Origin of the sequence: Pseudomonas sp. FYR_5 (assembly GCF_043106315.1) — a bacterium.
Taxonomy (GTDB): domain Bacteria; phylum Pseudomonadota; class Gammaproteobacteria; order Pseudomonadales; family Pseudomonadaceae; genus Aquipseudomonas; species Aquipseudomonas putida_Y.
This window is the reverse complement of sequence record NZ_JBICMK010000072.1, coordinates 56,612-81,838: the sequence shown is the minus strand read 5'-3', so window position 1 is coordinate 81,838 and position 25,227 is coordinate 56,612. Positions and strand designations below refer to the sequence as shown.

The following is a 25,227-nucleotide window of genomic DNA, read 5'->3' as shown; positions in this document are numbered from 1 at the left end:
CCCTAGCTGCGATCGGCGCGCAGCAGCGCCACCAGCAGATAAAACGCCAATGCCACTGCCAGCAGCAGTGACAGCCCGTCGAGCATGTTCATGTGTGGTTCTCCCCGTGTTACGGCTTGGGCCGCTTTAGGGAAATTGTCCGAGGGAGGGGCGTAAAGGGGCGAGAGCGGGGTGTGGGGGTGGGTATAAAGAATGCGTAAAAATCAGCGTTGTGGTCTGCCTGTAACGGCCCTTTCGCGGGCACGCCCGCTCCCACAGATACTGCACAGCCTTCAAGGCCTGTGTGGTACCTGTGGGAGCGGGCGTGCCCGCGAAAGGGCCGTTACAGGCTTACTGTTGTGGCGGCTGCTGCGCCGCGTTACGGCTCCAGTCCAGCAACAGGCTGTAGCCTACCGCCAGCAAGGTCGGCCCGATGAACAGGCCAATGAAGCCAAAGGCAAGCAAGCCACCGAACACGCCCAGCAGCACGATCACCAGCGGCAGGTTGCCGCCACGGCTGATCAGGTACGGTTTGAGCACGTTGTCCACGCCGCTGATGACGAACGTGCCCCAGACTCCCAGGAACACCGCCATGCCGTATTCGCCCTTCCACACCAACCAAGCGGTGGCCGGGATCCATGCCAGTGGCGGCCCCATGGGGATCAGGCTGAGCATGAAGGTCACCACCCCCAGCACGATCGCCCCAGGCACCCCCGCGATCAAGAAGCCGATCAGCGCCAGCAGGGCCTGCGCGGCCGCCGTGCCGATCACCCCGTTGACCACCCGCTGAACGGTAGCGGCTACCAGTTCCAGGTAATATTCGGCACGTTCGCCCACCAGCCGGTGCAGCAAGCGCAGCACGAATGCCGCCAAACGCGGCCCGTCGCGGTAGAAGAAGAACACGAACACCAGGCTCAGGGTCAGTTCCAGCACGCCGCTGCCAATCTGCGCGCTGCGCGCCAGCAACCAGTTGCCCACTTGCCCTAAGTAAGGCTTGATCGAGGCAAGCAAGGCTGCGCCTTGCTGGTCCAGCGATTGCCAACTATTGACCAGACGCTCGCCAACGAAGGGAATGCCACCCAGCCAGGCCGGCGCATCGGGCAGGCCGTCGACCTGCACGTCACGCACAAACGCCGTAGCGTCGCGAATGTGATCGGCCAGGTTGAACCCCAGCCACACCAGCGGCAGTGCCACGATCAGGATCCAGGCCATGGTCAGCAGGCCGGCTGCCAGCGTCTCACGCCCGCCCAGCAGGCGCGTCAGGAAGCGCATCAACGGCCAGCTGGCAAAGGCCAGGATGGCCCCCCACAGCAATGCCGATATGAACGGTGCCATCACCCACAGGCCGGCACCCAGCAACGCCACCAGCAGAATCTGGACCAGCAGGCGATCATTGTTAACCATGATGGTGCTCGTTCAACGGATCAGTTCAAGGTGCAGGCCGTCTGCAGGCGCACTGCCGACTTCAAGGCGGCGGCTGCGCACCCCGGCCTTGACCAGCGCCTCGCGCCAGGCCTCAGCCTGGGCGCCACTGAGGCTGACGCGCAAGCTGCTGTCGAGGTTCAGGCTGCGGGCCAGCAGGTTTACCCAGGTGTCTTGCGGCGCGGCAAGGTCAGGGTAGTCGAGCTTGCCGGTGTCGAGCATTTCGCGCAGCACCGTGGCCGCGGTTGGCAGCAGCTCGCCCAGCGGGCTGCCTGCGATGAACTCTTCCACATGCAGGTAGGCGCGGCGGTTGCCACGGGTAACGCTGTACAGCGCGACCAGGGTGTCGGCCTCTTCTGCCGAGCGGCGTAGCAAAATGAACGCCTGCTGCTCATCGCCACCGTTGAGGCGGGCATTGCCGAATACATCATTGGCCCACAGGCTGGCCTCACCGCAATCACGCCCCTGGCACCAGAACAACGGGTAGCCACCGTCACGTACAAGTGCTTCGCGAGCATTGGTGAAGGCCTCACGGGCAGTACGTTCAACGGGCAATTCGTAGGTCACCGAGCTGACCTGACCACGGCTCTCGACCTTGTCATCGACCCGCAGGCGGCCACTGATCTTGCGCAACGGGCCCATCGGGTAGACCCGCTCCTGCTCGACGGCCGGGCGTTGATCAACCACCTTGGCGTCCTGCGGTACCGGCAGGCTACCGGCCCACAACACGGGGCTGGCGAGCACCAGGCAGGCCGCCAGGGCAGTGCGAATGGAAACAGGCGCGCTCATTGGCGAACCAGGCGGCGCTCAGCGCCGAATTGAAGCTCCAGGATGTCTGGCAGTTGCATGGTTGTCTCCCTGTTCAACCCGCCAAGCCTCGACACTTGTCCGGTGCAAGTCAAGCAAAGCCAAAGAAGCGATTGATACAGTCTGCAACAAGGACCGCGCCCTGCGCATCATTCAGGTGCAGGTGATGGCCGCCGGGCAGCGTCACCTGTTCAAAGGGTAGCTGCTCCAGCAACCCGGTGTGGCGCGCCAGCATGCCGTCGGCAGCCACCACCAACAGCGCCGGGCAACTCACCCGCCGCACATAGGCCATGGCCTGGGCCTCGCTCAGGCGCACCGGTGAGGGCAGGGTCAAGCGGCTGTCGCTGCGCCAGCTGTAGCCACCGGGCACCGGCATAAGGCCACGCTGGGCCAGCAGCTCGGCCGCCTCGCGGCTGACCGCGACCATGCCTTTCATCCGGGCTTGCACACCGGCTCCCAATGTCGCATACACCGACTTGCGTTTGCCATCCAGCCGCAACTGGGCTTGCAGTGCCATCCCTAAGCGCTCGCCGGCATCCTGTTCGGCGCCGGTCGGCGGGATGACGCCGTCGATCAACGCCAGGTGACTGACCCGATCGGGCAATGCCCCGGCCAGTTGCACCGAAATGATCGCGCCCAGCGAATGCCCCAGCAGGGCGAAACGCTGCCAACCCAGTTGCTCGGCCACGCGCAGCACGTCATGGGCATAGTCGGCCAGGGCATAACCGGCACCGAGCGGGCGGTGCTCCGAGTAACCATGGCCGGCCAGGTCCAGGGCGACGATGCGTAGCCCTTTCAGTTGCGGTGCCAGGCGGGCAAAGCTGTTGGCGTTGTCCAGCCAGCCATGCAGGGCAATCACCGGCAGCCCGTCTTCGGGGCCGAACAGGTGTGCAGCCAGCTCGATATGGCCCAGGCTCAGGCGAATTTCCTCTACGTGCGCGCTCATGCCTGGCTCCAGCGGTCGAACAGGCCCTTGATCAGGCTGGCAGTGTCGGCCGGACGCTCAAGCGGGAACATGTGCCCACCCGGTACGCTGTGGTATTCACCTTTGGGCATGCCGCGCACAGCCAAGGTGTGGTGGCGACGAATGACGTTGCTGCGGTTGCCGCGCACCATGGCCAGCGGTACCTGCAACTGGCGCGCAGGGGCGGGGCTGGTATGCGGGATGCTGCGGTAGATGCTGATTTCAGTAGCAGGGTCGAAGCGCAACTGTAGCCCCTGCTCCACCGCCTGCAGGCCGTGTTCTACATAAGCGTCGAGGCAATCGGGATCGAAATGACGGAACAGTGATTTGCCCGCGAAATAGTCCCGGGCGCTGTCGCGGTCGTTGAAGGTTTCGCGACGCCCCAGGGTGCGCCCGGCCGGTGTGATGCGGTCGATGAAACCAAAGCGCTTGGCAGTGCGCAGCAGCCATTGATCAGCGCGGGTGAGCACCGGAGAGTCGAGCATTACCAGCCCCCGGTAGTACTCGGGGCAGCGCAATGCTGCGTGCAGGTGCAACACGCCACCCAGCGAATGACCAACGCCCCAGACTGGCTGGTCCTGCTGCGCCAGGTGATGCAACAATTCATCGACCAGGCTTTGCCAGTTTTCGTCCACGGGAAAGCGCGGGTCATGCGCATGCTGGGCCAGGTGCTGCACCTGATAGTCCGGCGCCAGCGCTGCAAACAGCTTGCCGTAGGTGGCCGATGGGAAACCGTTGGCATGAGCGAAGAAGATCTGCTGCGACATGGCGCCTGGTCCGGAGCGGAATGATGGCCCATTGTCGGCATCGCGCAGCGGTTCGGCAATGTCCATAAAGGTCATCGGCGAGGGGGATCAGGTCATGCCGAACGGTCGAAACTGCTCAACGACCGCCGCAGGCAAGCCTGCATGTAGGCCACTTGGCTCTCCAGCGCCTCGCGGGCCAGACGCTGGTCCTGGCAGTCCAGTTGCAGGCGGCGCAAGGCCAGACAACTGGTTTGCAGCAGGTGCGAGACCCGCAGGCAGGCGTCCTGCAATGTACGCAGGTCCTGCTCGCATTGTTGCCTCGCTGCGGGCTCCAGCCTGGGGTTGTCGTTCACCTTGCGCATCAGGTGGTACAGCTTGGCATCGGCCGATTCGCGCAGCAGGCTGTATTGGGCGAAATCCAGCGAAGTACCTTGGTCAACCTGTTCCAGGGTGGGTTGCAGGTCCAAGCAACGCAACAGTTCCAGCATTTCACCCCTCATTCGCCATTCCCTGATATTTGCCGTGGGGCAACGCTAGCAAGCGCTGGTGAAGCGCGACAACTGACAAAAATGCCAGTTGCCTTATCGATCATTACCCACGCCAGCATTCAAGTCCGAGCGAAACAGTGGCCTGCACAAGCCATCGCACGTTCAAGCGGGTGAGTGGATGGCCCGAAGGGTCATCAACCCGGCCAGCGGCCACTCACCTTCCAGTTCCGCCAGGCTGGCAGTACTCATGGCTGCCGGCTGTTGCCTGTGGCCGTGCTCCAGCGCCCCGACCAGGTTACCGACCAACGGCTGGTGGCTGACCAGCAACACCTGCTCAAACCCCAGGCGCTCGATTTCGCCGATGACCTGCTGCACATCACCCTCGGGCGTCAGCCAGGGCACTGTGCGCACCGGTTCGGCGAAGCCCAGGGTGTCATGCACCAACGCGGCGGTCTGCTGGGCGCGCACGTAAGGGCTGGCGAAAATCGCCTGCAATGGCTGCCCGATCAGGCGAGCAGCACTGTGCAACACCTGCTCGCGACCATGGGCAGTCAGCCGGCGCTCGGCGTCTTTATTGGCCCGCGGCTCGGCTTCACCGTGGCGCAGCACCCACAGCTTCACAGCTTGGGTTCCTCGTCACGCACTGGATGCGCGGCCGGCGCGACGGCGTGCGCGGCTTCACCTTCCGGCGCACGCGGGGCCGGCCAGTCAGCGAACGGCCATGGCTTCTGGTCGCTGTGGAAACTGCCGAAACGGCCGATCTGTGCCAGGTACTGGCTCAGGCTGTCACCGAAGTTCATGAGACTGGCGCTCGGCGCCCCATACACCAGTCGGTAGATCAACTGTACAAGCACCAGGCCACCCAGCAGCACCTCGGCCAGTTGCCAGACCACCAGGAACACCAGCATCCACAGCACCCGCAGGATGATCGACTCGCGCTGGGCGCGTTCGGGCGTATCGTTCATGTGTTGCTCCTTGCTCGTGTCAGAGCCGCCAAGGGCTCAGTTGAAACCGCTGATGGAAATGAAATCGACATCGGTCTTGGGCTCGGCGCGCATCAGGTGCTCGATCACCTGGTTCAGCGTGCGGCCTTCGAACAGGATGGCATGCAGGCCAGCGACCAGCGGCATGTACACCTGCACTTGCTGGGCCTTGGTCTTGAGCACCTTGAGCGTGTTGACACCCTCGGCCACTTCGCCCAGGCGGTTGACCGCCTCTTCCAGGCTTTGGCCCTGACCCAGTGCGTAGCCAACCTGATAGTTGCGGCTCTTGGGCGAGGAGCAGGTGACGATCAGGTCACCGACACCGGCCAGGCCGAGGAAGGTCATGGGGTTGGCGCCCTGGCTGACGGCGAAGCGGGTCATCTCGGCCAAGGCCCGAGTAATCAGCATGCTCTTGGTGTTCTCGCCCATTCCCAAGGCCACAGCCATGCCGGCGATGATCGCGTAGACGTTCTTCAGTGCCCCACCCAGTTCGACGCCGAAACGGTCGGCACTGGCGTAGACGCGGAAGGTGCGCCCGTGCAGCACGGCCTGTACCTGCTGGCACAGTTCTTCGTGCTCACTGGCCACCACTGTGGCAGTCAGTGCATGTTCGGCGATTTCGCGCGCCAGGTTCGGCCCCGACAAAACGCCGATGCGCGCCTCGGGGGCGATTTCCTCGAGGATCTGGCTCATCAGCTTGAAGCTTTGCGCTTCGATGCCCTTGGTCAGGCTGACCAGGCCTTTGCCGCGCAGCAGCTCGGCATGGGGTGCCAGCACACTGCGCAAGGCACTCGATGGCAAGGCAACGAAGATCAGCTCGCTGGCCTGCAGGGTGGCCAGCAGGTCGTTGACCGGCTCAACCCCATCGTGCAAGCGGATACCCTTGAGGTAGCGCGGATTCTCGCGATTCACGCGCATGGCCTCGGCCTGCGCCGGGTCGCGCATCCATTGGCGTACCGGCACACCGTTTTCCGCCAGCAGGTTCGCCACGGCGGTGCCGAAGCTGCCGCCGCCCAGCACCGCAACAGGTTGCTGTTCAGTCATATCCAATCCATTAAAGCCAAAAGTTAAGTGGCGACCCCGCTATTATACGGCTCGCCTGCCATGCGCCAAGGCTAGCAACGCAGATGACACGGTCATGGCCACACGTTGCAACAAATGAAGAAGCAAGCTTGCTCGCGATGCACCGCCCGCGCGGCGCTCGATGTCCGCCCCATGAAAGCGTCAAGACAGACACGCTGCAAAACCGCTGCAGATCACTGGAAAATACGCCAAGGTCAGTTACCATGCCTGTTTCAATCCTGAAACAAAGGCCGCCCCGTGTTTCCTGGCACGCCCCCGTACCCGCGCCTGCTGTTATTGACCGCCCTGCTCGGCGGTCAGGCCGTGGCCGACGACTTGTTCATCGACAACACCGATCTGCCGCAGATTCTGACCGCCACACGCCTGAAACAATCCCCCGCCGCTGTACCGGGCAGCATGACCGTACTCGACAGCGAACTGATTCGCGCCAGCGGTGCCCGTGATATCCCCGAACTGCTGCGCCTGGTACCCGGCATGATGATCGGCTACGGTGCCGGTAATCAACCCACGGTCAACTACCACGGCAGCAACGTCAACGATGCACGGCGCATGCAGGTACTGATCGATGGTCGCTCGGTGTACCGCGCAGGCCTGGCCACGGTGGACTGGAGCGACATCCCCTTGGCCATGGAGGATATCGAGCGCATCGAGGTGTTCCGCGGCCCGAACACCGTCAGCTATGGCGCCAACGCGCTGATGGCGGTGGTCAACATCCTCACCCGCAAGCCCGCCGACAGCCATGGCACACGGCTGAAAGTGACGCGCGGCCAGGACGGCATCAACGACTTCTATGCCAGCCACGGCTTCGGTTGGGACGGTGGCGACATGCGCCTGTCGCTGTCGGGCCAACAGGACGATGGCTTCGATGAGAACCAGTTCGGCCAGGACTACCGCGACAGCCGCCGCCTGACCCGCTTCAACCTCAGCGCCAACCACAACCTGGCGGTCGACCAGACCCTGGAGTGGCAACTGGCGGCCAAGGAAGGCAGCAATCAACGGCCCTACACCTACCAGCCGGTGTTCCAGAAGTACGAGTCCGGGAACAATGCCGACGTCAACGCCAAGGACTATGCGGGCTCGTTGCGCTGGACCAAAGACTTCAGCGCTGAGCACAGCCTTTATATCCAGGGCTCAGCCCAGCATTTTGATCGCCAGCAAGTGTGGCGTGCCTGTGATGCCTTGCAGTCGTTCAGCCCCGAACTGACCCAGCTCTGGCAGATGAACCCCGATTTCGCCGAGAAAGTGGCGCGCGGTATTGCGACTGGCGCCCCCCTTTCCACTGACGACCCGGCCCTGAAAGGGCTTCTGCAGAAAGTGCAGCAACAATGGGAGATGGGTGGAAGGGAGCAGGTCTGCGGCGATGTCGACCAGAGCACCCGTGAAACCCGCTATGACCTGGAAATCCAGGACACCCTGAGCCTGACCGACAGCCTGCGCCTGCTCAGTGGCATGAACTACCGCTATGACCGCGCCGACTCGCAGACCTACTTCAACGGCAGCCTCGACGACCAGACCTGGCGCCTGTTCGGCCAGCTGGAATGGCGGGCCGACGAGCACTGGATATTGCAAGGTGGGGCCATGTTCGAAGACTCGCGCCTGTCTGGCAGTTCGCTGACACCGCGCGTCGCGGTCAACTACCTGATCACGCCACGCCACGGCCTGCGTGCGGTGTACTCCGAAGCGGTGCGCTCGCCCGACATGTTCGAGAACAACGTCAACTGGAGTTACACAGTCAAGAACCTGACCCCCAATGCATTCGGGCTGCAAAACGGTGAGTACTTCGTCAAGACCCGTGGCCCTGGTGACCTTGAACAGGAGCGCATGCGCTCGCGCGAGCTAGGCTACAACGGCTACTTCAGCGACATCGACCTGAGCCTGGATGTGAAGCTGTTCTACGACGAGATCACCGGCATGATCAGCGAGCCTCTGAGGAACAATCAGTACATCGCCAGCAACGCCAACAAGGCCCGTTTCAGCGGCAGCGAGGCGCAAATGGACTGGCGCCCTACCCTGCGCGACCGCCTGCGCCTGACCTATGCCTACGTCGATGCCTGGGCCAGCAACCCCGACGACCGCCGCCTCAGCGCCCGCAACAGCGGCTCGGCAGGGTGGATGCGCGAATGGGGGGCCGGCTGGTCGAGCGCACTGTTCTATTACGGCGACGATGCCCTCAACCAGTATCGCTACGAGCGTCTGGACCTGCGCCTGGCCAAGCGTTTTCGGGTGTATGGCAGCAACCTGGAGCTGGCAGCGCTGTGGCAGCAGCGCCTGGACGATGAACCCACCTCGGCCCTGCAGAACCGCTACGACAGCCGTCACCGCCTGAGCGTGAGCGCGGAGCTGGAGTTCTGATGGCCCTGCTGCTGCGCCTGTTGCTGCTGTGCCTGTGGCCGTTGGGGCCTTTGTCCGCCAGCGAAATCATGCTGGTGGGGGCCGAGGACCAGCCCGGTATACGCAGCTTCATCGCCGCACTGGAAAGCCGCCGACCGCACGATCATGTGCAGTTTCGCACCACCGCCAACCTGCCACGCCCAGGCAAGCTCAAAGCCGACCAACGCCTGATCCTGCTCGACAGCGCAGCACTGGAATGGCGACTGGGGGAAACCGCCGGCCCGCCGGCACTGGTCATGCGGGTCAGCCGGGTACAGGCTGAACAGCGCCTGGGAAAGTCGCGCCCCGCGTTCCTCACACTCTTGTGGAGCGACGCACCGTTGGGACGGCAACTGCGCCTGGCACGCTACTTGTTGCCGCAGGCCAGGCGCATTGGCGTGCTGTACGGCGAGCACAGCCGCTTCTTGCTGGACGAACTGCGCAATGCCGCACGGCCGCTAGGCCTGGAAATCGTTGCTCAGGACTGGTCCGACCCGCGTGACAACCGGCCCCTGCAGCACCTGCTGGGCAACAGCGATGTGCTACTGGGCCTGGACGACCCTGACTTGTACAACTCCAAGACTGCAAAGAACCTGCTGTTGAGCAGTTATGGCCGGCAGATGGCGCTGATCGGCCCGAACGCCGGCTTCGTTCGCGCTGGCGCCCTGGCCAGCACCTACAGCGACCAGGACGACTGGCTGTGGGTGCTCGACCAGTTGCTCGACCAGCCGCCGACGCGCTGGCCGCGCAGCCTGTACCCAGTGCGCTACGGGGTCAGTGGCAACCAGCAGGTGGCCCGTGCCCTGGGTCTTGAACCGATCGATCAGAACGCCGCCGTCAAGGCCCTGGCCGAGGGAGAACCCACCCCATGAGCAAACGCTTGAGCTGGGACATTCATACCCGCACGCAGATCATCAGCCTCGGCCCCGCCCTGCTACTGACCTTGATCTTGATCAGCTTCTTTACCTTCGTGCGCATCCAGGACCTGCGCCAGGAACTCAACCACACCGGGCAACTGATCGCCAACCAGTTGGCACCGGCGTCGGAGTACGGGGTGATTTCGGGCAACAACGAAGTGCTCGAAGGGCTGATGCGCGCCACCCTCAGCATCCCGCACGTGCGCTTTCTGGAAGTGCAGGACAGCCGCAACCACATCCTGGTGTACGTCGAGCAGTCCGACGAAAGCGCCAACCGCGCGCAACAGGTCGAAGTGTTCCAGGCGCCGATTCGCCTGCAACAAATCCGCCTGGACAACGACTTCCTGCAACAGGGCAAAACCACCACCCCGGCCATCGGTGACGACTACCTGGGCCGGGTGATCGTCGGCATGTCCGATGACGCCTTCAGCCAGCGCCAGCAGGAAATCGTGATCAAGGCCGGGATCCTGGCGCTGTTCGCCCTGCTGTTCACCTTTTTGCTGGCTCGCCGCCTGGCCCTGAGCCTGGCCAAGCCGATCAGTGACATGGGGCATGCGGTCAAGGCTATTCAGCAAGGCGAGTACAACACCCCCCTGCCGGTAGTCGACGACAGCGAGCTGGGCCACCTGGCCCGCCACATCAACAACCTGGCCAGCGCCCTGGAACAGGCCAGTGATGAACAGAAGCAGGCCATTGCCGAACTCATCCAGGCCCGCGAGGAGGCCGAACAGGCCAACCGCGCCAAATCGGATTTCCTGGCGATGATGAGCCATGAGTTGCGCACCCCGATGAATGGCGTGCTGGGCATGCTGCAACTTCTGGAAACCACACCGCTGAGCAGTGAACAGGCCGATTACACGGCAGTGGCCAGCGAGTCCACCGGGCATTTGCTCAAGGTCATCAACGACATCCTCGATTTTTCGCGCATCGAACGCGCCGCGTTGCAACTGGAACACATCGACTTCAACCTCGGCGAGCTGATCACCAGCAGTGTCCAGTCGTTCCAGCACAGCGCCCAGCAACGCGGCCTGGACCTGCAGTTGCAGCTGCCGGCCGGCATCGAGCAACTGCAGGTGAACGGCGACCCCACACGCATCCGTCAGATCCTGCTGAACCTGGTAGGCAATGCCCTGAAATTCACCGAGCGTGGCCAAGTGCAAGTCGACGCACGCTGGCAGGTGCTCGACCGGCAGCTGATCTGGCTGACCTGCAGCGTGCGCGACACTGGCATCGGCATCGACAGCGACCGCCTGGAAATGATGTTTGTCGCCTTCCAGCAGGCCGACAGCTCGATTTCCCGTCGTTATGGTGGCACCGGGCTGGGGCTGTCGATCGCTCGAACCCTGGCCGAACGCATGGGCGGCAAGCTACGCGGTGAAAGCCGCGAGGGCCTGGGCTCGACCTTCACCCTGGAGATGCCGCTGGCCCTCGCCAACCCTGTCCCCGTCCCGCTGACGCCGCCTACGACTGCACGAACGACGGTGACGGACAATGATCAGGTACTGCTGGTGGAGGACAATCCGGTCAACCGGAATGTCGTAGAAGCGATGCTGCGCAGCCTGGGGCTGGCAGTATGCACGGCAGAAGATGGCCTCGAAGCCGTCGAGCTGGTCGGCCGGCAGCGCTTTGCTGCCGTGCTGATGGATTGCCGCCTGCCGCACCTGGACGGCTATGAAGCCACCCGACGCATCCGCCAGTTGCCCAACGGCGCAGGGCTACCGATCATCGCCCTGACCGCCAATGCCTTGCAGGGCGACCGTGAGCGTTGCATGGCCGCCGGCATGGACGACTACCTGAGCAAACCCTTGCGCCGCACCGAATTGCAGCAGGTGCTGCAGCGCTGGTTACCCGGTCAGACAACCGCGACTGGCGATAAATGCTAAAGTGCGGCAGTCTTAAACACTGGACAGGACCTTCATCGGACCTGAAAATAGACGTTTCAGTGCACACCTGTACTTCTTTCACCAGGTGCGCTGTGACTTTCACCACAACGCAATAGTCTACCTGTAGGCTGCCGTCTCGAAGCGCTTGGTTTTCGGGCCGGCCGGGAAGATTCATCCCCTGCCGCAGGGGGTTATTGAGGAGCTCGCATGACCAAACAACACGCCTTTACTCGGGAAGACCTGCTGCGCTGCAGTCGCGGTGAGCTGTTCGGCCCAGGTAATGCGCAACTGCCCGCGCCGAACATGCTGATGGTCGATCGCATCACCCATATCAGCGAAGAAGGCGGCAAGTACGGCAAAGGTGAGTTGGTCGCCGAGCTGGATATCAACCCGGACCTGTGGTTCTTCGCCTGCCATTTCGAAGGCGATCCGGTAATGCCGGGCTGCCTGGGCCTCGATGCCATGTGGCAGCTGGTTGGCTTCTTCCTCGGCTGGCAGGGCCTGCCGGGCCGTGGCCGCGCCCTGGGTTCGGGCGAGGTGAAATTCTTTGGCCAGGTACTGCCTGAAGCCAAGAAAGTCACGTACAACATTCACATCAAGCGCGTCCTGAAGGGCAAGCTGAACATGGCCATCGCCGATGGCTCGGTCAGCGTCGACGGCCGCGAGATCTACACTGCCGAAGGCCTGCGGGTCGGCGTGTTCACCTCCACTGACAATTTCTAAGGGTTATTCGCATGCGCCGCGTCGTTATCACTGGTCTGGGCATCGTATCGTGCCTGGGCAATGACAAAGCTACCGTCACCGAAAACCTGCGCAACAGCCGTCCGGGTATCCGTTTCAACCCGGAATACAAGGAAATGGGGCTGCGTAGCCAGGTTTCCGGGTCCATCGACCTCAACCTCGAAGAACTGATCGACCGCAAGGTTTACCGCTTCGTCGGCCACGCGGCTGCCTACGCCTACCTGGCCATGCAGGACGCGATCAAGGACTCCGGCCTGACCGAAGAGCAGGTTTCCAACCCGCGTACCGGCCTGGTGGCTGGCTCCGGCGGCGCCTCGACCCTGAACCAGATGGAAGCGCTGGACACCCTGCGTGAGAAGGGCGTCAAGCGCGTCGGCCCATACCGTGTAACCCGCACCATGGGCAGCACCGTGTCGGCATGCCTGGCCACCCCGTTCAAGATCAAGGGCATCAACTACTCGATCTCGTCGGCCTGCGCCACCTCGGCTCACTGCATCGGCACCGCACTGGAGCAGATCCAGTGGGGCAAGCAGGACATCGTCTTCGCCGGCGGTGGTGAAGAAGAGCACTGGAGCCAGTCGTTCCTGTTCGATGCCATGGGCGCCCTGTCGACCAAGCGCAACGAAACCCCGGAACTGGCCTCGCGCGCCTACGACGCTGACCGTGATGGCTTCGTCATCGCTGGCGGTGGCGGCATGGTCGTGGTCGAGGAACTGGAACACGCCCTGGCACGTGGCGCCAAGATCTACGCCGAGATCGTTGGCTACGGTGCCACTTCCGACGGCTACGACATGGTTGCACCGAGCGGCGAAGGCGCCATCCGCTGCATGCAGCAGGCGCTGTCCACCGTCGACACCCCGATCGACTACCTGAACACCCACGGCACCTCGACCCCGGTCGGTGACGTGGCCGAGATCAAGGGCGTGCGTGCCGTGTTCGGCGACAAGGCACCGAAGATCAGCTCTACCAAGAGCCTGTCGGGTCACTCGCTGGGCGCCGCCGGCGTGCACGAGGCGATCTACTGCCTGCTGATGATGGAAAACAACTTCATCGCCGGCTCTGCCAACATCGACGAGCTGGACCCGGAAGTCGCCGACTTGCCAGTCCTGCGTAAAACCGAAGAAAACGCCAAGATCGATACGGTCATGAGCAACAGCTTCGGCTTCGGCGGCACCAACGCCACCCTGGTACTCAAGCGCTGGGAAGGCAAGTAAGACGCTGCTGCTGTAAATGAAAACGCCCCGACTGGTTCGGGGCGTTTTTGTTTGGGTTGCCTGTGCTGGCCTCTTCGCGGGTAAACCCGCTCCTACACAGGTCATTTGCAGTGTTTTTGGTCATTGCAGGCTAATCGCGCGCCTTGGGCAACACCGCCAGAAAGTTCTCCCGGGCCACCTTGTGCGCCACCGCCTCCGGCAAGGCATCCAGAAACGGCTTGAACCCGTGCATCTGTTCCCCCAGGCTGCCAAACCGCCCCACCACATCCGACCCCAGCATGAAGCGCTCCGGGTACTTCTCGACCAGCGCCAGCCATTCCTTGCGCGGCACGCCGTGCTTATCCAGCAAATACGGCTGCAGCACACTCCACGACAGATCGACATACAGGTTCGGGTAGTCCTCCAGCAATCGCGTCAGTACTGGCAGTAGAAAGTCCATCTGCGTCTGGTGGCGGTGTATCTCCATGCTGCTGCCGGCATGCGCCCAGATGAATCGCGTATGCGGGTGATTGCGCAGCGGCTCTTCGATCTCCGCCAGGTACAGCGGGTTGCGCTCGCGCTTGGAAGTGATGTTGGAATGCAGGAGCACCGGTAGATCGCGCTCGGCCGCCAGATGATAGATGCGCGTCATGGCCTCGTTGTTGGCGCGCGGCGTGTCCCCACTGGTCAGCGCTGTCAGATCATCGTGACGAGTAAACACCTCGCCGATGCCCTGCCAAAGGCCCGGGTACAAATCGAGCATGCGCTCGATATGGCTGACCGCATTCTTGTCCACCGGGTTGAAACCGCTGAGGAATGGGTGGAAGCGCTTGCGCTGCTCACTTGGCAATTGCTGCAGCGCCGCCGCCACGTAAGTATCGGTAGCGCTGTACCAGTAGGCATCAGCGTCATCACCGGCGTAGTAGCGCGGGCGCTTGGGTTCGTCTTCGTGCCATTTCTTGGCCACTGGTATTCCGGAAATCATCGACTGCTCGATACCCGCAGCATCCATGGCCTCAAGCAGGGCCGGCATGCCTTCGCTTTCCTGGAAAAAGTCCACGTAATGCAAATGGGCATCGCTGTAGCGGTAGTCGCGTGCCTGGGCCGCCTGGCTTAGACAGGCAGACAACATCACGCAGGCCAGCGCTCTGGCAATCATGGGCAGGTTCCTTATCCGAGTATGAAAACAGTAGACCGGCCGGCCAACGCGACGGTTCAGCCACAGCAGGCAAACCGTTATGCTTGAAGCACTGTCACCTCGCCTGGAGCCGTCCCATGAGCAGCCCCCTGGTCATTCACCCCCGTGCCGAATCGGTCGAGGGCCAGCCGATCCTCCGCCCGCTGCCGTCAGCCCAGTGCCGCAGCGTCGGCCCGTTCGTGTTTTTCGACCACATGCTCGAAACGGACTATGCCCCGGGGCATGGCATGGACATCCGCCAACATCCGCATATCGGCTTGTCGACCCTGACCTACCTGTTCGAAGGCGCAATCCTGCACAAGGACAGCCTTGGCTCGGCGCAGCGAGTGCTGCCAGGTGATGTCAGCTGGATGACTGCGGGCAGCGGCGTCGCGCATGTCGAGCGCACCCCCGAGGATGCCCTGGCCCATGGCTCGCGCCTGCATGGGCTGCAGGTATGGCTGGCATCGCCGCGCGAGTTTGAGCAAGGCCCGGCAAGCTACAGCCATCACCCCGCCGCGAGCTTGCCCGTCAGTGACAGCTTGGGTGTACGTATCTGCATGATTGCTGGCAGCGGGTTCTGCTTGAAGTCCCCAGTGCCGGTGCTGTCCCCTACCCTTTATGCGCACGTTCAGATGCAGCCGGCGACCACCTTGCTGGTACCGAATGAGCATGTGCAGCGGGCGCTGTACCTGCTCGATGGTGAGTTGACGATGAACGATGAAGACGTGGAACCGTGCAGCCTGGTAGTACTGCCGGAGGGGGAAGAGGTGACGTTGTATGCGGAGGGTGAATGCCAATTGGTACTGATTGGCGGTGCACCGCTGGATGGGCCGCGTCGGATGAACTGGAATTTCGTGGCCAGCGACCCGGAGCTGATCGAGCGGGCCCGGGCCAGGTGGGCTGCGGGGGATTGGCCGGTGGTGCCGGGGGAACATTCCAGGATCGAGTTACCTCGGTGATCGGGGGTGGACACAGGTCGACGGCTGGGCGCAGCCCGTCGTGTAGGAGCGGGTTTACCCGCGAAGAGGCCGGACCTGCCGGCCAATTTCCACCCGCTGTTCACCGTTGCCGCCGCCACCGTATTCGCGGGTAAACCCGCTCCTACACCTGATCAGGGGTGAACGCACATTGGTGATTGGGCGCAGGCCGTCCTGTAGGAGCGGGTTCACCCGCGAAAGGGCCGGCCCTGCTGGCCAATCTCCACCCGCTGTTCACCGTTGCCGCCGCCACCGTATTCGCGGGTAAACCCGCTCCTACACCTGATCAGGGGTGAACGCACATTGGTGATTGGGCGCAGGCCGTCGCGTAGGAGCGGGTTCACCCGCGAAGGGCTGCAAAGCAGCCCCCTGCAATCTCAGCGCTGGAACACTTCACTCAGCAGATTATGCATCGAACGGAACGCTCGCTCGGAAGTGCGCCGGTCATACTGCATCTTGCCCGGCACGTTGGCATTCGGGTCGGTAAACGAGTGCACCGCACCGCCATAACTGAGCAACTGCCAGTCCACCTTGGCCGCGTTCATCTCGTCCTCGAATGCCGGCAGCTGCTCTTTAGGCACCAATGGGTCGGAGGCACCATGCAACACCAGCACCGAACCCTTGATGCGCTTGGCATCTTCAGGGTTCGGCGTGTCCAGAGTACCGTGGAACGACACTGCCGCGCGCAGGTCGGCGCCGCTACGGGCCAGCTCCAGGGCGCAGCAACCACCGAAGCAGAAGCCGAAGGTAGCCACCTTGCCAGGCTCCAGCAGCGCCTTCGACTGGCCCAACAATTGCGCCAAGGCTTCCTGCATGCGTTTGCGCAGTTCGTCACGGTCATTCTTCAGCGGCATCATCGCCACGCCTGCCTCATCGGCATTGGACGGGCGCACCGATTGCCCGTAGAGGTCGGCAATCAACACCACATAGCCCTTCTCGGCGACTTCCTTGGCGATACGCTCGGCACCTTCGCCAATGCCCATCCAGTTCGGCGCCATCACCAGGCCCGGACGGCCCAGCGCCCCCGGCTCATAGACCAAACGGCTTTCATAGGCCTTGCCGGACAGGTGATAAACCAGCGACTCGACGATAACTTTGCTCATCTAGCACTCCTTTGGCACTTTTCACAAAAAGACACCCATGAAAAAAGCCCGCCGAAGCGGGCTTTCCTATGCATCAACTCAAGCAGACAGCTCGACCAGTAGCTTGTTCAGGCGACGAACGTACGCCGCCGGGTCCTTCAAGCTGTCACCGGCCGCCAGGGCCGCCTGATCGAACAGGATGTGCGACAGCTCGGCGAAACGGTCTTCGCTCTGCTCGTGGTCCAACTTCTCGATCAGCGGGTGACTCGGGTTGAACTCGAAGATCGGCTTGGACTCCGGCACTTTCTGCCCGCTGGCTTCCAGAATCTGGCGCATCTGCAGGCCCAGGTCCTGCTCGCCGATGGCCAGGATCGCCGGCGAGTCGGTCAGGCGGTGCGATACGCGCACTTCGGCCACGGTGTCACCCAGCGCACCTTTCAGTCGCTCGACCAAACCTTCCTTGTCCTTGGCGACTTCTTCCTGGGCTTTCTTGTCTTCTTCCGAATCCAGCTTGCCCAGGTCCAGGTCGCCACGGGCGATATCGACAAAGGCCTTGCCGTCGAATTCGTTGAGGTAGCTCATCAGCCACTCGTCGATGCGGTCAGTCAGCAGCAGCACTTCGATGCCTTTCTTGCGGAAGACTTCCAGGTGCGGGCTGTTCTTGACCTGCGCGTACGACTCGCCGGTGAGGTAATAGATCTTGTCCTGACCTTCCTTGGCACGGGCCAGGTAGTCGGCCAGGGCGACGCTCTGCTCGCCGCTGTCGTCCTGGGTGGACGCAAAGCGCAGCAGGCCGGCGATTTTCTCCTTGTTGGCGAAGTCTTCGGCCGGGCCCTCTTTCAGCACCTGACCGAAGTTTTTCCAGAAGCCCTTGTACTGCTCGGGTTCGTTCTTCGCCAGCTTCTCCAGCATGTCCAGCACGCGCTTGGTCAGCGCGGTTTTCATCGAATCGATGATCGGGTCTTTCTGCAGGATTTCACGCGACACGTTCAGCGACAGGTCGTTGGAATCGACCACACCCTTGATGAAGCGCAGGTACAACGGCAGGAACGACTCGGCCTGGTCCATGATGAACACACGCTGCACGTACAGCTTCAGGCCGCGCGGCGCTTCGCGCTGGTACAGGTCGAACGGCGCACGGGCCGGCACGTACAGCAGCGAGTTGTATTCGAGCTTGCCTTCGACCTTGTTGTGGCTCCAGGCCAGCGGGTTTTCGAAGTCATGGCCAATGTGCTTGTAGAACTCCTGGTATTCCTCGTCCTTCACCTCGGTGCGCGAACGGGTCCACAGGGCGCTGGCGCGGTTGACGGTTTCCCACTCTTCGGCCGGCTGTTCTTCACCTTCGGCGGCGGCCTGCTCTTTTGGCAGTTGAATCGGCAGGGCAATGTGATCGGAGTACTTCTTGACCACGTTGCGCAGGCGCCAGCCATCGGCGAACTCCTGTTCGTCCTTCTTCAGGTGCAGGACGATACGGGTACCACGCTGTGGTTTGTCGATGGTGGCGACTTCGAATTCGCCCTCGCCTTTCGACGACCAGTGCACACCTTCCGCCGCTGGCTGACCAGCACGGCGGCTGTACACATCGACCTTGTCGGCAACGATGAACGCGGAGTAGAAGCCCACGCCGAACTGACCGATCAGGTGCGAGTCCTTCTTCTGGTCACCGGTGAGGTTCTTCATGAAGTCGGCAGTGCCGGACTTGGCGATGGTGCCCAGGTGGGTAATGACGTCTTCGCGGCTCATGCCGATGCCGTTGTCCTCGAGGGTCACGGTACCAGCGTCCTTGTCGAAGCTCAGGCGAATCTTCAGGTCAGTATCGCCCTCGAACAGCTCTGGCTTGGCCAACGCTTCGAAACGCAGCTTGTCGGCGGCGTCGGAAGCATTGGAAATCAGCTCCCGCAGGAAGATTTCCTTGTTCGAGTACAGCGAGTGAATCATGAGGTGCAGCAGTTGCTTCACCTCGGTCTGGAAGCCCAGCGTTTCCTTTTGTGTTTCCACAGTCATGGTCTTCGAAACTCCGATCTGATGGCGATGGCGCCTGGCGGCCGATTCGGCCAGCGTTAACGGCGGATGTCATGCAGATGGGGGCTGCCCGGATGATTTCAAGGGCTTTTCCGGTTCGATCTTGAAATGCGCACGGGCCGTGGCAATCGGCGACTGCCTGTCGCCCTGCCACGCGGTGATGGCCACGTTGGTCACCCGCCGGCCCTGGCGCCACAGCTGGCACTGGGCGTAGGTATCGCGAAAATGCCCGGCGCGCAGGTAGTCGACAGAAAAGTCGATGATCTTCGGAATGCTTGCGCTCTCGCTGTAGATCAGCAGGTACAGCGCTGCCGACAGCTCCATGAAGCCGGCGATCACGCCGCCATGAATGGCCGGTAACAGCGGGTTGCCGATATTGTCAGGGCTGGCCGGCAGGCGGAACAACAAGTCATCGCCCTGACGCTCGCATTCGATGCCGATCAGCCCGGCATAGGGAATCAGCGCCAGCAATGGTCGATAGTCGCCCACCGCATGGGCGGCGTTGAGCTGCTGGCGCACCGCGCGCGGAATCATGCCTTGCCCTCCTTCAGACTGTCGCCGAAACGGATGCCGCCCTTGATGTCCTGGCCCAGGCGCATGAACGTGCCCACCACCTGGCAGATGGGCTGGTCGGGGTCGTCCTGGTAGGCGGTGCCACGGGTGAAGATCACGTCGCGGGTAACACGGTAGCACTGGGCGTGACCGTAGATGTCCTTGCCGGCCTCAGCAGGGTGCATGTAGTCGATGCGCAGGTCCAACGTCGGGCACACTTCGAAGCGCGGCAACACACACAACGTGGCCATGCCACAGGTGGTGTCCATCAGCGTGGTCAGCGCCCCGCCGTGCACAGCACCAGTTTGCGGGTTGCCGACAATGGCCGGCGACCACGGCAGGACCAGGGTCATGCCATCGCCATCAGCCTGCGCCACCCGCATCTGCAACAACTGACAATGTTTTAAAGCCGAGAGAAAGCGCTCGGCCATTGCCATCAAGGTTGAATCGCTCATTGGCTGTTCCCATTGGCCGCAGGGCGGCTTCATGAATTCGTTGAAAAGTCTATATAGAATGAGGCGTTATATATCTGTAATCTTCGTTGAACTTATTCCGCGTAGTGGCACTCGAAGGAACAAGTCACTTATTCCACCAAGGAGATACACCCCCATGCGTAAACCTTTTGCTTTTGCTCTGATGCTGGCCGCTGCCATGGGCCTGGCTGCTTGCGATAAAGCGAGCGAAGACAAAGCCCAAGACGCACAGCAACACGCCGAGCAAGCCCAGGAAAAAATGGGTGAAGCTCAGGATAAGATGAACGAAGCAGCCGAGGAAAACGCTGAAGCTGCCAAAGATCAGGCCGAAGCCGAGCAGAAGGCTGCCGAAGAAGCCGCTCCGGCTACTCCGGCGCCAGAAGCGGCTCCAGCTACTCCGGCAGAACCCGCCAAGCAATAATTGGCTGAAACAAAAAAACCCGACGACGTCGGGTTTTTTTGTGCCTGCAAAGTTTCGATTAATCGTTTCAGTTAGAGGCTACGGAGCTTTCCTTGGCAGGCTCCGACAATACACTTTCGGTCGGTGTGAACACCATCACATCGAGTACATCCGAATGGAACTCTCGACGGTACAGAATCAGCACTACTCCCACACTCATCGCCATGAACAACCATGGGCTGATGAACCAGCTCAACATGGCCATTCCGAAGTAATAAGAACGCAGCCCCAGGTTGAACTGGTTAGCCGCCAACGACAATACCCGCGCCGCCCGTGAAGCGAACGCCTTGCGCTCCAGCTCGTTGACCAGCCGTTCGCCGATCATCGGCGCCGAGCCCACCAGCACGGCGGCAAAGTTGTATTGGCGCATGCACCAGCTGAACGTGAAGAAGGCATAGACAAATACCATGGCCAGGCACAGCAGCTTGATCTCCGACATGCCCTGGGATGTTTGCTGAACCAGCGGCAGGTCGGCCAGCAACGACAGTGCCCGGTCGGAGGCACCGAGCACGGTGAGGATGCCAGCCAGAATGATCAGGGTGCTGGAGGCAAAGAACGAGGCGTTGCGCTCCAGGTTACCGATCACGCTGGCATCGGCGATGCGGTTGTCGCGCAGCAACATACGGCGCATCCAGTCTTCGCGGTACAGGTGCAGCACACTGGCCAGGCACGCGGTGTCGCGCCCCTTCCAGATCGCATAGCGGGTATAGCCACCCCAGCAAAGGGCGAACCAGGCGATGGCCAGCAGGTTGTTGAGGTTGCTTTGGATGAAGTTCATGCAGGGTTCCCGAAAGGGCCATGTGCCTAAAGGATAGGGACCGGATTTCGACGCTGGCAAGCGGCAAAAGGCACACCTGCACAGTGAAAAATGCCTGACCTGCTGCGAAGAGACCGCAACAGGCAACCAACGAAAAGCCCCGCATCCTTTCGGATACGGGGCTCTCTTGTTTTCACCCTTGGCGCGCACCCTACGGCTTGTGGCCGATGCCGCCCTCAGGCTTCGACTTGTACGGTCAGGCCAACGCCTCGCGCGGCTTGCCGAGCATGCGGTCGCAGGCCACGGCACCCACCAGGGTCACCACCGACGGTACCAGCCAAGCCATACCGGCATCACTCAATGGCAGGTGCGCCATGAAGTCTGGCAACATGTGGGCAAGGCTACTGCCCTTGATCGCATCGACCATGCCGAACAGCAGCGAGACCAGCATCACGGGTGCCAGGATGCGCGTTGGCGAGTTCCACAGGTCTTTGACGAAGCTCAGACCGACCACCACGATGCACGGCGGATAGATGGCGGTGAGCACCGGGATCGAGAACATGATCAACTTGGTCAGGCCAAGGTTGGAGATCAGCAGCGAGAAGCCGGCGAGGATCACCACCAGCGCGCGGTACGACAGCGGCAGGATCTGGCTGAAGTACTCGGCACAGGCACAGGTCAGACCAACCGCAGTCACCAGGCAGGCCAGCGCGATCAGCACGGCCAGGAAGCCGCTGCCCAGCGAACCGAAGGTGTGCTGTACGTAGGCATGCAGCACCGCCGCACCGTTGGTGGCGTCAGCGGCAATGTCGTGGCTGGTGGCACCCAGGCGGAACAGGCTGATGTAGACCAGGGCCAGCCCGACACCGGCGATCAGGCCGGCGATGATGGCGTAGCGGGTGATCAGCCTCGGCGACTCGACACCGCGCGAACGAATGGCATTGACAATGACGATACCGAACACCAGGGCACCCAGGGTATCCATGGTCAGGTAGCCATCGGAGAAGCCCTTGGAGAACGCAGCGGCGGCATAGGCAGGCTGTGCTTCACCAATGGTACCGGCGGGCAACGCGAAGGCAGCGATACCCAGCACCGCCAGGGCAATGATCTTCAACGGCGCCAGGAAGCGGCCCACGGTGTCGAGCAACTTGCCAGGGTACATGGACACGGCCAGCACGACGATGAAGTACACCAGGCTGTAGATGAACAGCGCCAGCGGGCTTTCACCGGTCAGCGGTGCAACGCCTACTTCGAACGACACGGTCGCCGTACGCGGGGTGGCGAACAGCGGGCCGACCGACAGGTAGCACACAGCCGCCAGCAGGCCGCCGAAGAACTTGCCGATCGGGCTGCTCAGTGCATCCATGCCACCACCGACCTTGGCCAAGGCGACAACGGTGATGACCGGCAGGCCCACGGCAGTGACCAGGAAGCCCAAGGCCGCCATCCAGACGTGCGGGCCAGACTGCAGACCGACGATAGGCGGGAAGATGATATTGCCTGCACCCACGAAAAGCGCAAACGTCATAAAGCCAAGCGCCAGGATATCCTGGCCTTTGAGAACTTTCATTTAAGGTAGTACCACACTGCTGAAATCGGGATTCGAGAGGGGATTTCCCTTTGGGTAAGGGGAAATGCTGCCCGGCTTGATAGGCCAGACCCGTTTAGCGTGTCGTTCCCTTTTGGGGTACGGGCACAGAGTGAACGCGTAATGTAACTGGTTTGTCAGTCAAACGCACTGGCACAGTGCTGCTTGTCCGATGTGCGTACATGTTTGTCGTCTGTGTGACCGAGGACGGCAGGTATTATCCTCGGATTGAAACATTCGTCTGCGTGAAAATTCCTATCAAACCTATCGAAGAATCTCTATCGCCAGCACCGGCCTCTTCGCGGGTAAACCCGCTCCTACGAACCCCACATACGACAAAGGCCACCCGAAGGTGGCCTCTGTGCGCGTGGGGGGTGTAGCAGTATTACTTCTTGGCTTCCCAGCCAGTCAGCTCGGCCAGGGCCTTGCCAATGTCAGCCAGGGAACGCACGGTCTTCACACCCGCGTCCTGCAGGGCGGCGAACTTCTCGTCCGCAGTACCCTTGCCGCCGGAGATGATGGCGCCAGCGTGGCCCATGCGCTTGCCCGCAGGTGCAGTAACACCGGCGATGTAGGAAACGACAGGCTTGGTGACGTGGGCCTTGATGTAGGCCGCGGCTTCTTCTTCAGCCGAACCGCCGATCTCACCGATCATGACGATCGCTTCGGTCTTCGGGTCTTCCTGGAACAGCTTCAGGATGTCGATGAAGTTGGAGCCCGGGATCGGGTCACCGCCAATGCCGACGCAGGTCGACTGGCCGAAGCCGGCGTCGGTGGTCTGCTTCACAGCTTCGTAGGTCAGGGTGCCGGAACGCGAAACGATACCGACCTTGCCTGGCAGGTGGATGTGGCCTGGCATGATGCCGATCTTGCACTCGCCCGGAGTGATGACACCTGGGCAGTTAGGGCCGATCAGGGTAACGCCCAGCTCGTCGCACTTGACCTTGGCATCCAGCATGTCCAGGGTAGGAATGCCTTCGGTGATGCAGACGATCAGCTTGATGCCGCCGAAGGCCGCTTCCAGGATCGAGTCTTTGCAGAACGGAGCCGGTACGTAGATGACCGAAGCGTCAGCGCCGGTCGCTTCCACGGCTTCCTTGACGGTGTTGAACACCGGCAGGCCCAGGTGGGTGGTGCCACCCTTGCCTGGGGTTACGCCGCCGACCATCTTGGTGCCGTAGGCGATGGCCTGTTCGGAGTGGAAAGTACCCTGCGAGCCGGTGAAGCCCTGGCAGATGACTTTGGTGTCTTTATTGATCAGGACGCTCATTACTTGCCCTCCGCAGCTTTGACAACTTGTTGAGCAGCGTCGGTCAGGCTGGTTGCCGCAATGATGTTCAAACCGCTTTCTGCCAGTACTTTAGCGCCCAGTTCGGCGTTGTTGCCTTCGAGGCGAACGACGACCGGAACTTTGACGCCGACTTCTTTCACTGCACCAATGATGCCTTCGGCAATCATGTCGCAGCGAACGATGCCGCCGAAGATGTTGACCAGAACGGCCGCGACATTGCTGTCGGACAGAATGATCTTGAACGCTTCGGTTACGCGCTCTTTGGTAGCACCACCGCCAACGTCAAGGAAGTTGGCCGGCTTGCCGCCGTGCAGGTTGACGATGTCCATGGTACCCATGGCCAGGCCGGCACCGTTGACCATGCAGCCGATGTTGCCTTCAAGGGCAACGTAGTTCAGTTCGAACTTGGCAGCGTGGGCTTCACGGGCATCGTCCTGCGACGGGTCGTGGAAGGTTTTCAGCTTCGGCTGACGGTACATGGCGTTGGCGTCGATGTTGATCTTGGCATCGAGGCAGTGCAGGTCGCCATCGGCCTTGATCACCAGCGGGTTCACTTCCAGCAGCGCCAGGTCGTGATCCTTGAACAGCTTGGCCAGGCCAACGAAGATCTTGGCGAACTGTTGAACTTGCTTGCCTTCCAGGCCCAGCTGGAATGCCAGCTCGCGACCCTGGAACGGCTGAGCGCCGACCAGTGGGTCGATGGTGGCCTTGAGGATTTTCTCAGGCGTTTCGTGAGCGACTTTCTCGATGTCCACGCCACCTTCGGTGGAAGCCATGAACACGATACGGCGGCTCGAACGATCGACTACAGCGCCCAGGTACAGCTCTTTGGCGATGTCAGTGCAGGATTCGACCAGAATCTTGGAGACGGGTTGACCGTTGGCATCGGTCTGGTAGGTAACCAGATTCTTGCCCAACCACTGTGCAGCGAACGCCTTGGCGTCTTCCTTGCTGCGAACCAGCTTTACGCCGCCCGCTTTACCGCGACCACCCGCGTGAACCTGGGCCTTTACAACCCACTCGTTCCCGCCGATCTTGTCGCAGGCTTCTGCAGCTTGCTCAGGGGTATCGACTGCGAAACCCTTGGAAACTGGCAGGCCGTATTCAGCGAACAGCTGCTTACCCTGATACTCGTGAAGATTCATGCTTTTTACCGTCTTCGTTAGGTACTGCGCTTCGGCGCTGCGCCATCAGTGGCGCCGCACCACCTGTGACCGTTGACCCCGGGTTTCCCGTGTGATCCGGTCCGGCGGACTTTCCGCGGTGAGT

Annotated in this window: 25 protein-coding genes; 7 read left to right on the top strand and 18 right to left on the bottom strand. The window is 61.9% G+C overall.

Features of this window, described 5'->3' with window-relative positions:
* Window positions 1–2 precede the first annotated feature (2 nt).
* The 9 genes from kdpF to ACF8RA_RS12305 all read right to left on the bottom strand — a co-directional run bounded on the left by kdpF (window position 3) and on the right by ACF8RA_RS12305 (window position 6,433).
* Complete coding sequence (kdpF, locus tag ACF8RA_RS12345) at window positions 3–92, bottom strand: K(+)-transporting ATPase subunit F (RefSeq protein WP_003251485.1); 90 nt, start codon at window positions 90–92, stop codon at window positions 3–5.
* A gap of 238 nt (window positions 93–330) precedes the next feature.
* On the bottom strand, window positions 331–1,383 hold the full coding sequence (locus ACF8RA_RS12340; RefSeq protein WP_176682189.1) for an AI-2E family transporter: 1,053 nt from the start codon (window positions 1,381–1,383) through the stop codon (window positions 331–333).
* Between the two features lie 12 nt (window positions 1,384–1,395).
* On the bottom strand, window positions 1,396–2,190 hold the full coding sequence (locus ACF8RA_RS12335) for a DUF4892 domain-containing protein (RefSeq protein WP_176682188.1): 795 nt from the start codon (window positions 2,188–2,190) through the stop codon (window positions 1,396–1,398).
* A 109-nt stretch (window positions 2,191–2,299) separates the two neighbouring features.
* Window positions 2,300–3,154 carry an alpha/beta hydrolase gene (locus tag ACF8RA_RS12330; protein ID WP_392519201.1) on the bottom strand — a complete coding sequence of 285 codons (855 nt, stop codon included), beginning with the start codon at window positions 3,152–3,154 and terminating at the stop codon, window positions 2,300–2,302.
* Window positions 3,151–3,939, bottom strand: coding sequence for an alpha/beta fold hydrolase (locus ACF8RA_RS12325; protein ID WP_209969870.1), 789 nt, complete (start codon window positions 3,937–3,939; stop codon window positions 3,151–3,153). The genes ACF8RA_RS12330 and ACF8RA_RS12325 overlap by 4 nt, the downstream gene beginning before the upstream one ends.
* Before the next feature lie 92 nt (window positions 3,940–4,031).
* Entirely contained in the window at window positions 4,032–4,406 is a 375-nt protein-coding gene (locus tag ACF8RA_RS12320) for a hypothetical protein (protein ID WP_176682186.1), read from the bottom strand.
* A 162-nt stretch (window positions 4,407–4,568) separates the two neighbouring features.
* A complete protein-coding gene (gene sixA / locus ACF8RA_RS12315) occupies window positions 4,569–5,027 on the bottom strand; it encodes a phosphohistidine phosphatase SixA (RefSeq protein WP_176682185.1) in 459 nt (152 codons plus the stop codon).
* A complete protein-coding gene (locus ACF8RA_RS12310; RefSeq protein ID WP_176682184.1) occupies window positions 5,024–5,371 on the bottom strand; it encodes a DUF4389 domain-containing protein in 348 nt (115 codons plus the stop codon). Before ACF8RA_RS12310 ends, sixA begins: the two co-directional genes overlap by 4 nt.
* Window positions 5,372–5,407: 36 nt before the next feature.
* A complete protein-coding gene (locus tag ACF8RA_RS12305) occupies window positions 5,408–6,433 on the bottom strand; it encodes an NAD(P)H-dependent glycerol-3-phosphate dehydrogenase (RefSeq protein WP_176682183.1) in 1,026 nt (341 codons plus the stop codon).
* 276 nt (window positions 6,434–6,709) lie between these two features.
* On the opposite strand from ACF8RA_RS12305, the gene ACF8RA_RS12300 reads away from it, so the two are divergent.
* The 5 genes from ACF8RA_RS12300 to fabB all read left to right on the top strand — a co-directional run bounded on the left by ACF8RA_RS12300 (window position 6,710) and on the right by fabB (window position 13,597).
* Complete coding sequence (locus ACF8RA_RS12300) at window positions 6,710–8,824, top strand: TonB-dependent receptor domain-containing protein (RefSeq protein WP_176682182.1); 2,115 nt, start codon at window positions 6,710–6,712, stop codon at window positions 8,822–8,824.
* Entirely contained in the window at window positions 8,824–9,714 is an 891-nt protein-coding gene (locus tag ACF8RA_RS12295) for an ABC transporter substrate-binding protein (RefSeq protein ID WP_176682181.1), read from the top strand. The genes ACF8RA_RS12300 and ACF8RA_RS12295 overlap by 1 nt, the downstream gene beginning before the upstream one ends.
* Window positions 9,711–11,642, top strand: a complete 1,932-nt coding sequence (locus tag ACF8RA_RS12290) for an ATP-binding protein (RefSeq protein ID WP_176682180.1) — start codon at window positions 9,711–9,713, stop codon at window positions 11,640–11,642. Before ACF8RA_RS12295 ends, ACF8RA_RS12290 begins: the two co-directional genes overlap by 4 nt.
* A 207-nt stretch (window positions 11,643–11,849) precedes the next feature.
* Entirely contained in the window at window positions 11,850–12,365 is a 516-nt protein-coding gene (fabA, locus tag ACF8RA_RS12285; protein WP_003251509.1) for a 3-hydroxyacyl-[acyl-carrier-protein] dehydratase FabA, read from the top strand.
* 11 nt (window positions 12,366–12,376) lie between these two features.
* Complete coding sequence (gene fabB / locus ACF8RA_RS12280; RefSeq protein WP_176682179.1) at window positions 12,377–13,597, top strand: beta-ketoacyl-ACP synthase I; 1,221 nt, start codon at window positions 12,377–12,379, stop codon at window positions 13,595–13,597.
* Window positions 13,598–13,727: 130 nt separating this feature from the next.
* Here fabB and ACF8RA_RS12275 read toward each other — a convergent pair whose 3' ends face one another.
* Window positions 13,728–14,735, bottom strand: coding sequence for an amidohydrolase family protein (locus ACF8RA_RS12275; protein WP_176682178.1), 1,008 nt, complete (start codon window positions 14,733–14,735; stop codon window positions 13,728–13,730).
* Between the two features lie 116 nt (window positions 14,736–14,851).
* Here ACF8RA_RS12275 and ACF8RA_RS12270 point away from each other — a divergent pair, with 116 nt between their 5' ends.
* On the top strand, window positions 14,852–15,715 hold the full coding sequence (locus ACF8RA_RS12270; RefSeq protein ID WP_176682177.1) for a pirin family protein: 864 nt from the start codon (window positions 14,852–14,854) through the stop codon (window positions 15,713–15,715).
* A gap of 395 nt (window positions 15,716–16,110) precedes the next feature.
* Here ACF8RA_RS12270 and ACF8RA_RS12265 read toward each other — a convergent pair whose 3' ends face one another.
* From ACF8RA_RS12265 to ACF8RA_RS12250, 4 genes are all read right to left on the bottom strand, one after another.
* Window positions 16,111–16,836, bottom strand: a complete 726-nt coding sequence (locus tag ACF8RA_RS12265; protein WP_392519199.1) for a dienelactone hydrolase family protein — start codon at window positions 16,834–16,836, stop codon at window positions 16,111–16,113.
* Window positions 16,837–16,914: 78 nt separating this feature from the next.
* Window positions 16,915–18,819: a molecular chaperone HtpG gene (gene htpG / locus ACF8RA_RS12260; RefSeq protein ID WP_176682175.1), complete on the bottom strand. Its 1,905-nt coding sequence runs from the start codon at window positions 18,817–18,819 to the stop codon at window positions 16,915–16,917.
* A gap of 69 nt (window positions 18,820–18,888) precedes the next feature.
* Entirely contained in the window at window positions 18,889–19,371 is a 483-nt protein-coding gene (locus tag ACF8RA_RS12255; RefSeq protein WP_176682174.1) for a PaaI family thioesterase, read from the bottom strand.
* A complete protein-coding gene (locus ACF8RA_RS12250; protein ID WP_010954945.1) occupies window positions 19,368–19,844 on the bottom strand; it encodes a PaaI family thioesterase in 477 nt (158 codons plus the stop codon). Before ACF8RA_RS12250 ends, ACF8RA_RS12255 begins: the two co-directional genes overlap by 4 nt.
* Before the next feature lie 154 nt (window positions 19,845–19,998).
* Between ACF8RA_RS12250 and ACF8RA_RS12245 the strand changes: the two genes are divergently transcribed.
* Window positions 19,999–20,283, top strand: a complete 285-nt coding sequence (locus ACF8RA_RS12245; protein WP_176682489.1) for a hypothetical protein — start codon at window positions 19,999–20,001, stop codon at window positions 20,281–20,283.
* Between the two features lie 67 nt (window positions 20,284–20,350).
* On the opposite strand, the gene ACF8RA_RS12240 is transcribed toward ACF8RA_RS12245, so the two are convergent.
* The 4 genes from ACF8RA_RS12240 to sucC form a co-directional block, all read right to left on the bottom strand.
* Window positions 20,351–21,100 carry a DUF599 domain-containing protein gene (locus ACF8RA_RS12240; RefSeq protein WP_176682173.1) on the bottom strand — a complete coding sequence of 250 codons (750 nt, stop codon included), beginning with the start codon at window positions 21,098–21,100 and terminating at the stop codon, window positions 20,351–20,353.
* 235 nt (window positions 21,101–21,335) lie between these two features.
* The gene (gene brnQ, locus ACF8RA_RS12235; protein ID WP_176682172.1) at window positions 21,336–22,649 is read right to left on the bottom strand and encodes a branched-chain amino acid transport system II carrier protein; all 1,314 of its coding nucleotides are present in this window, start codon (window positions 22,647–22,649) and stop codon (window positions 21,336–21,338) included.
* Window positions 22,650–23,052: 403 nt separating this feature from the next.
* Window positions 23,053–23,937 carry a succinate--CoA ligase subunit alpha gene (gene sucD / locus ACF8RA_RS12230; RefSeq protein ID WP_003254203.1) on the bottom strand — a complete coding sequence of 295 codons (885 nt, stop codon included), beginning with the start codon at window positions 23,935–23,937 and terminating at the stop codon, window positions 23,053–23,055.
* Window positions 23,937–25,103, bottom strand: coding sequence for an ADP-forming succinate--CoA ligase subunit beta (sucC, locus tag ACF8RA_RS12225; protein ID WP_003254205.1), 1,167 nt, complete (start codon window positions 25,101–25,103; stop codon window positions 23,937–23,939). Before sucC ends, sucD begins: the two co-directional genes overlap by 1 nt.
* Window positions 25,104–25,227: the final 124 nt, after the last annotated feature.

Bases quoted from the DNA above. Each gene is read 5' to 3' on its own strand.
- ACF8RA_RS12310 (WP_176682184.1), bottom strand. From the start codon at position 5,371: ATGAACGATACGCCCGAACGCGCCCAGCGCGAGTCGATCATCCTGCGG.
- ACF8RA_RS12305 (WP_176682183.1), bottom strand. From the start codon at position 6,433: ATGACTGAACAGCAACCTGTTGCGGTGCTGGGCGGCGGCAGCTTCGGC.
- sucD (WP_003254203.1), bottom strand. From the start codon at position 23,937: ATGAGCGTCCTGATCAATAAAGACACCAAAGTCATCTGCCAGGGCTTC.
- brnQ (WP_176682172.1), bottom strand. From the start codon at position 22,649: ATGAAAGTTCTCAAAGGCCAGGATATCCTGGCGCTTGGCTTTATGACG.
- ACF8RA_RS12335 (WP_176682188.1), bottom strand. From the start codon at position 2,190: ATGAGCGCGCCTGTTTCCATTCGCACTGCCCTGGCGGCCTGCCTGGTG.
- ACF8RA_RS12320 (WP_176682186.1), bottom strand. From the start codon at position 4,406: ATGCTGGAACTGTTGCGTTGCTTGGACCTGCAACCCACCCTGGAACAG.
- ACF8RA_RS12245 (WP_176682489.1), top strand. From the start codon at position 19,999: ATGCGTAAACCTTTTGCTTTTGCTCTGATGCTGGCCGCTGCCATGGGC.
- kdpF (WP_003251485.1), bottom strand. From the start codon at position 92: ATGAACATGCTCGACGGGCTGTCACTGCTGCTGGCAGTGGCATTGGCG.
- ACF8RA_RS12240 (WP_176682173.1), bottom strand. From the start codon at position 21,100: ATGAACTTCATCCAAAGCAACCTCAACAACCTGCTGGCCATCGCCTGG.
- ACF8RA_RS12265 (WP_392519199.1), bottom strand. From the start codon at position 16,836: ATGAGCAAAGTTATCGTCGAGTCGCTGGTTTATCACCTGTCCGGCAAG.
- fabB (WP_176682179.1), top strand. From the start codon at position 12,377: ATGCGCCGCGTCGTTATCACTGGTCTGGGCATCGTATCGTGCCTGGGC.
- sucC (WP_003254205.1), bottom strand. From the start codon at position 25,103: ATGAATCTTCACGAGTATCAGGGTAAGCAGCTGTTCGCTGAATACGGC.
- ACF8RA_RS12340 (WP_176682189.1), bottom strand. From the start codon at position 1,383: ATGGTTAACAATGATCGCCTGCTGGTCCAGATTCTGCTGGTGGCGTTG.
- ACF8RA_RS12325 (WP_209969870.1), bottom strand. From the start codon at position 3,939: ATGTCGCAGCAGATCTTCTTCGCTCATGCCAACGGTTTCCCATCGGCC.
- ACF8RA_RS12275 (WP_176682178.1), bottom strand. From the start codon at position 14,735: ATGATTGCCAGAGCGCTGGCCTGCGTGATGTTGTCTGCCTGTCTAAGC.
- ACF8RA_RS12290 (WP_176682180.1), top strand. From the start codon at position 9,711: ATGAGCAAACGCTTGAGCTGGGACATTCATACCCGCACGCAGATCATC.
- ACF8RA_RS12255 (WP_176682174.1), bottom strand. From the start codon at position 19,371: ATGATTCCGCGCGCGGTGCGCCAGCAGCTCAACGCCGCCCATGCGGTG.
- htpG (WP_176682175.1), bottom strand. From the start codon at position 18,819: ATGACTGTGGAAACACAAAAGGAAACGCTGGGCTTCCAGACCGAGGTG.
- ACF8RA_RS12270 (WP_176682177.1), top strand. From the start codon at position 14,852: ATGAGCAGCCCCCTGGTCATTCACCCCCGTGCCGAATCGGTCGAGGGC.
- ACF8RA_RS12330 (WP_392519201.1), bottom strand. From the start codon at position 3,154: ATGAGCGCGCACGTAGAGGAAATTCGCCTGAGCCTGGGCCATATCGAG.
- ACF8RA_RS12250 (WP_010954945.1), bottom strand. From the start codon at position 19,844: ATGAGCGATTCAACCTTGATGGCAATGGCCGAGCGCTTTCTCTCGGCT.
- ACF8RA_RS12295 (WP_176682181.1), top strand. From the start codon at position 8,824: ATGGCCCTGCTGCTGCGCCTGTTGCTGCTGTGCCTGTGGCCGTTGGGG.
- fabA (WP_003251509.1), top strand. From the start codon at position 11,850: ATGACCAAACAACACGCCTTTACTCGGGAAGACCTGCTGCGCTGCAGT.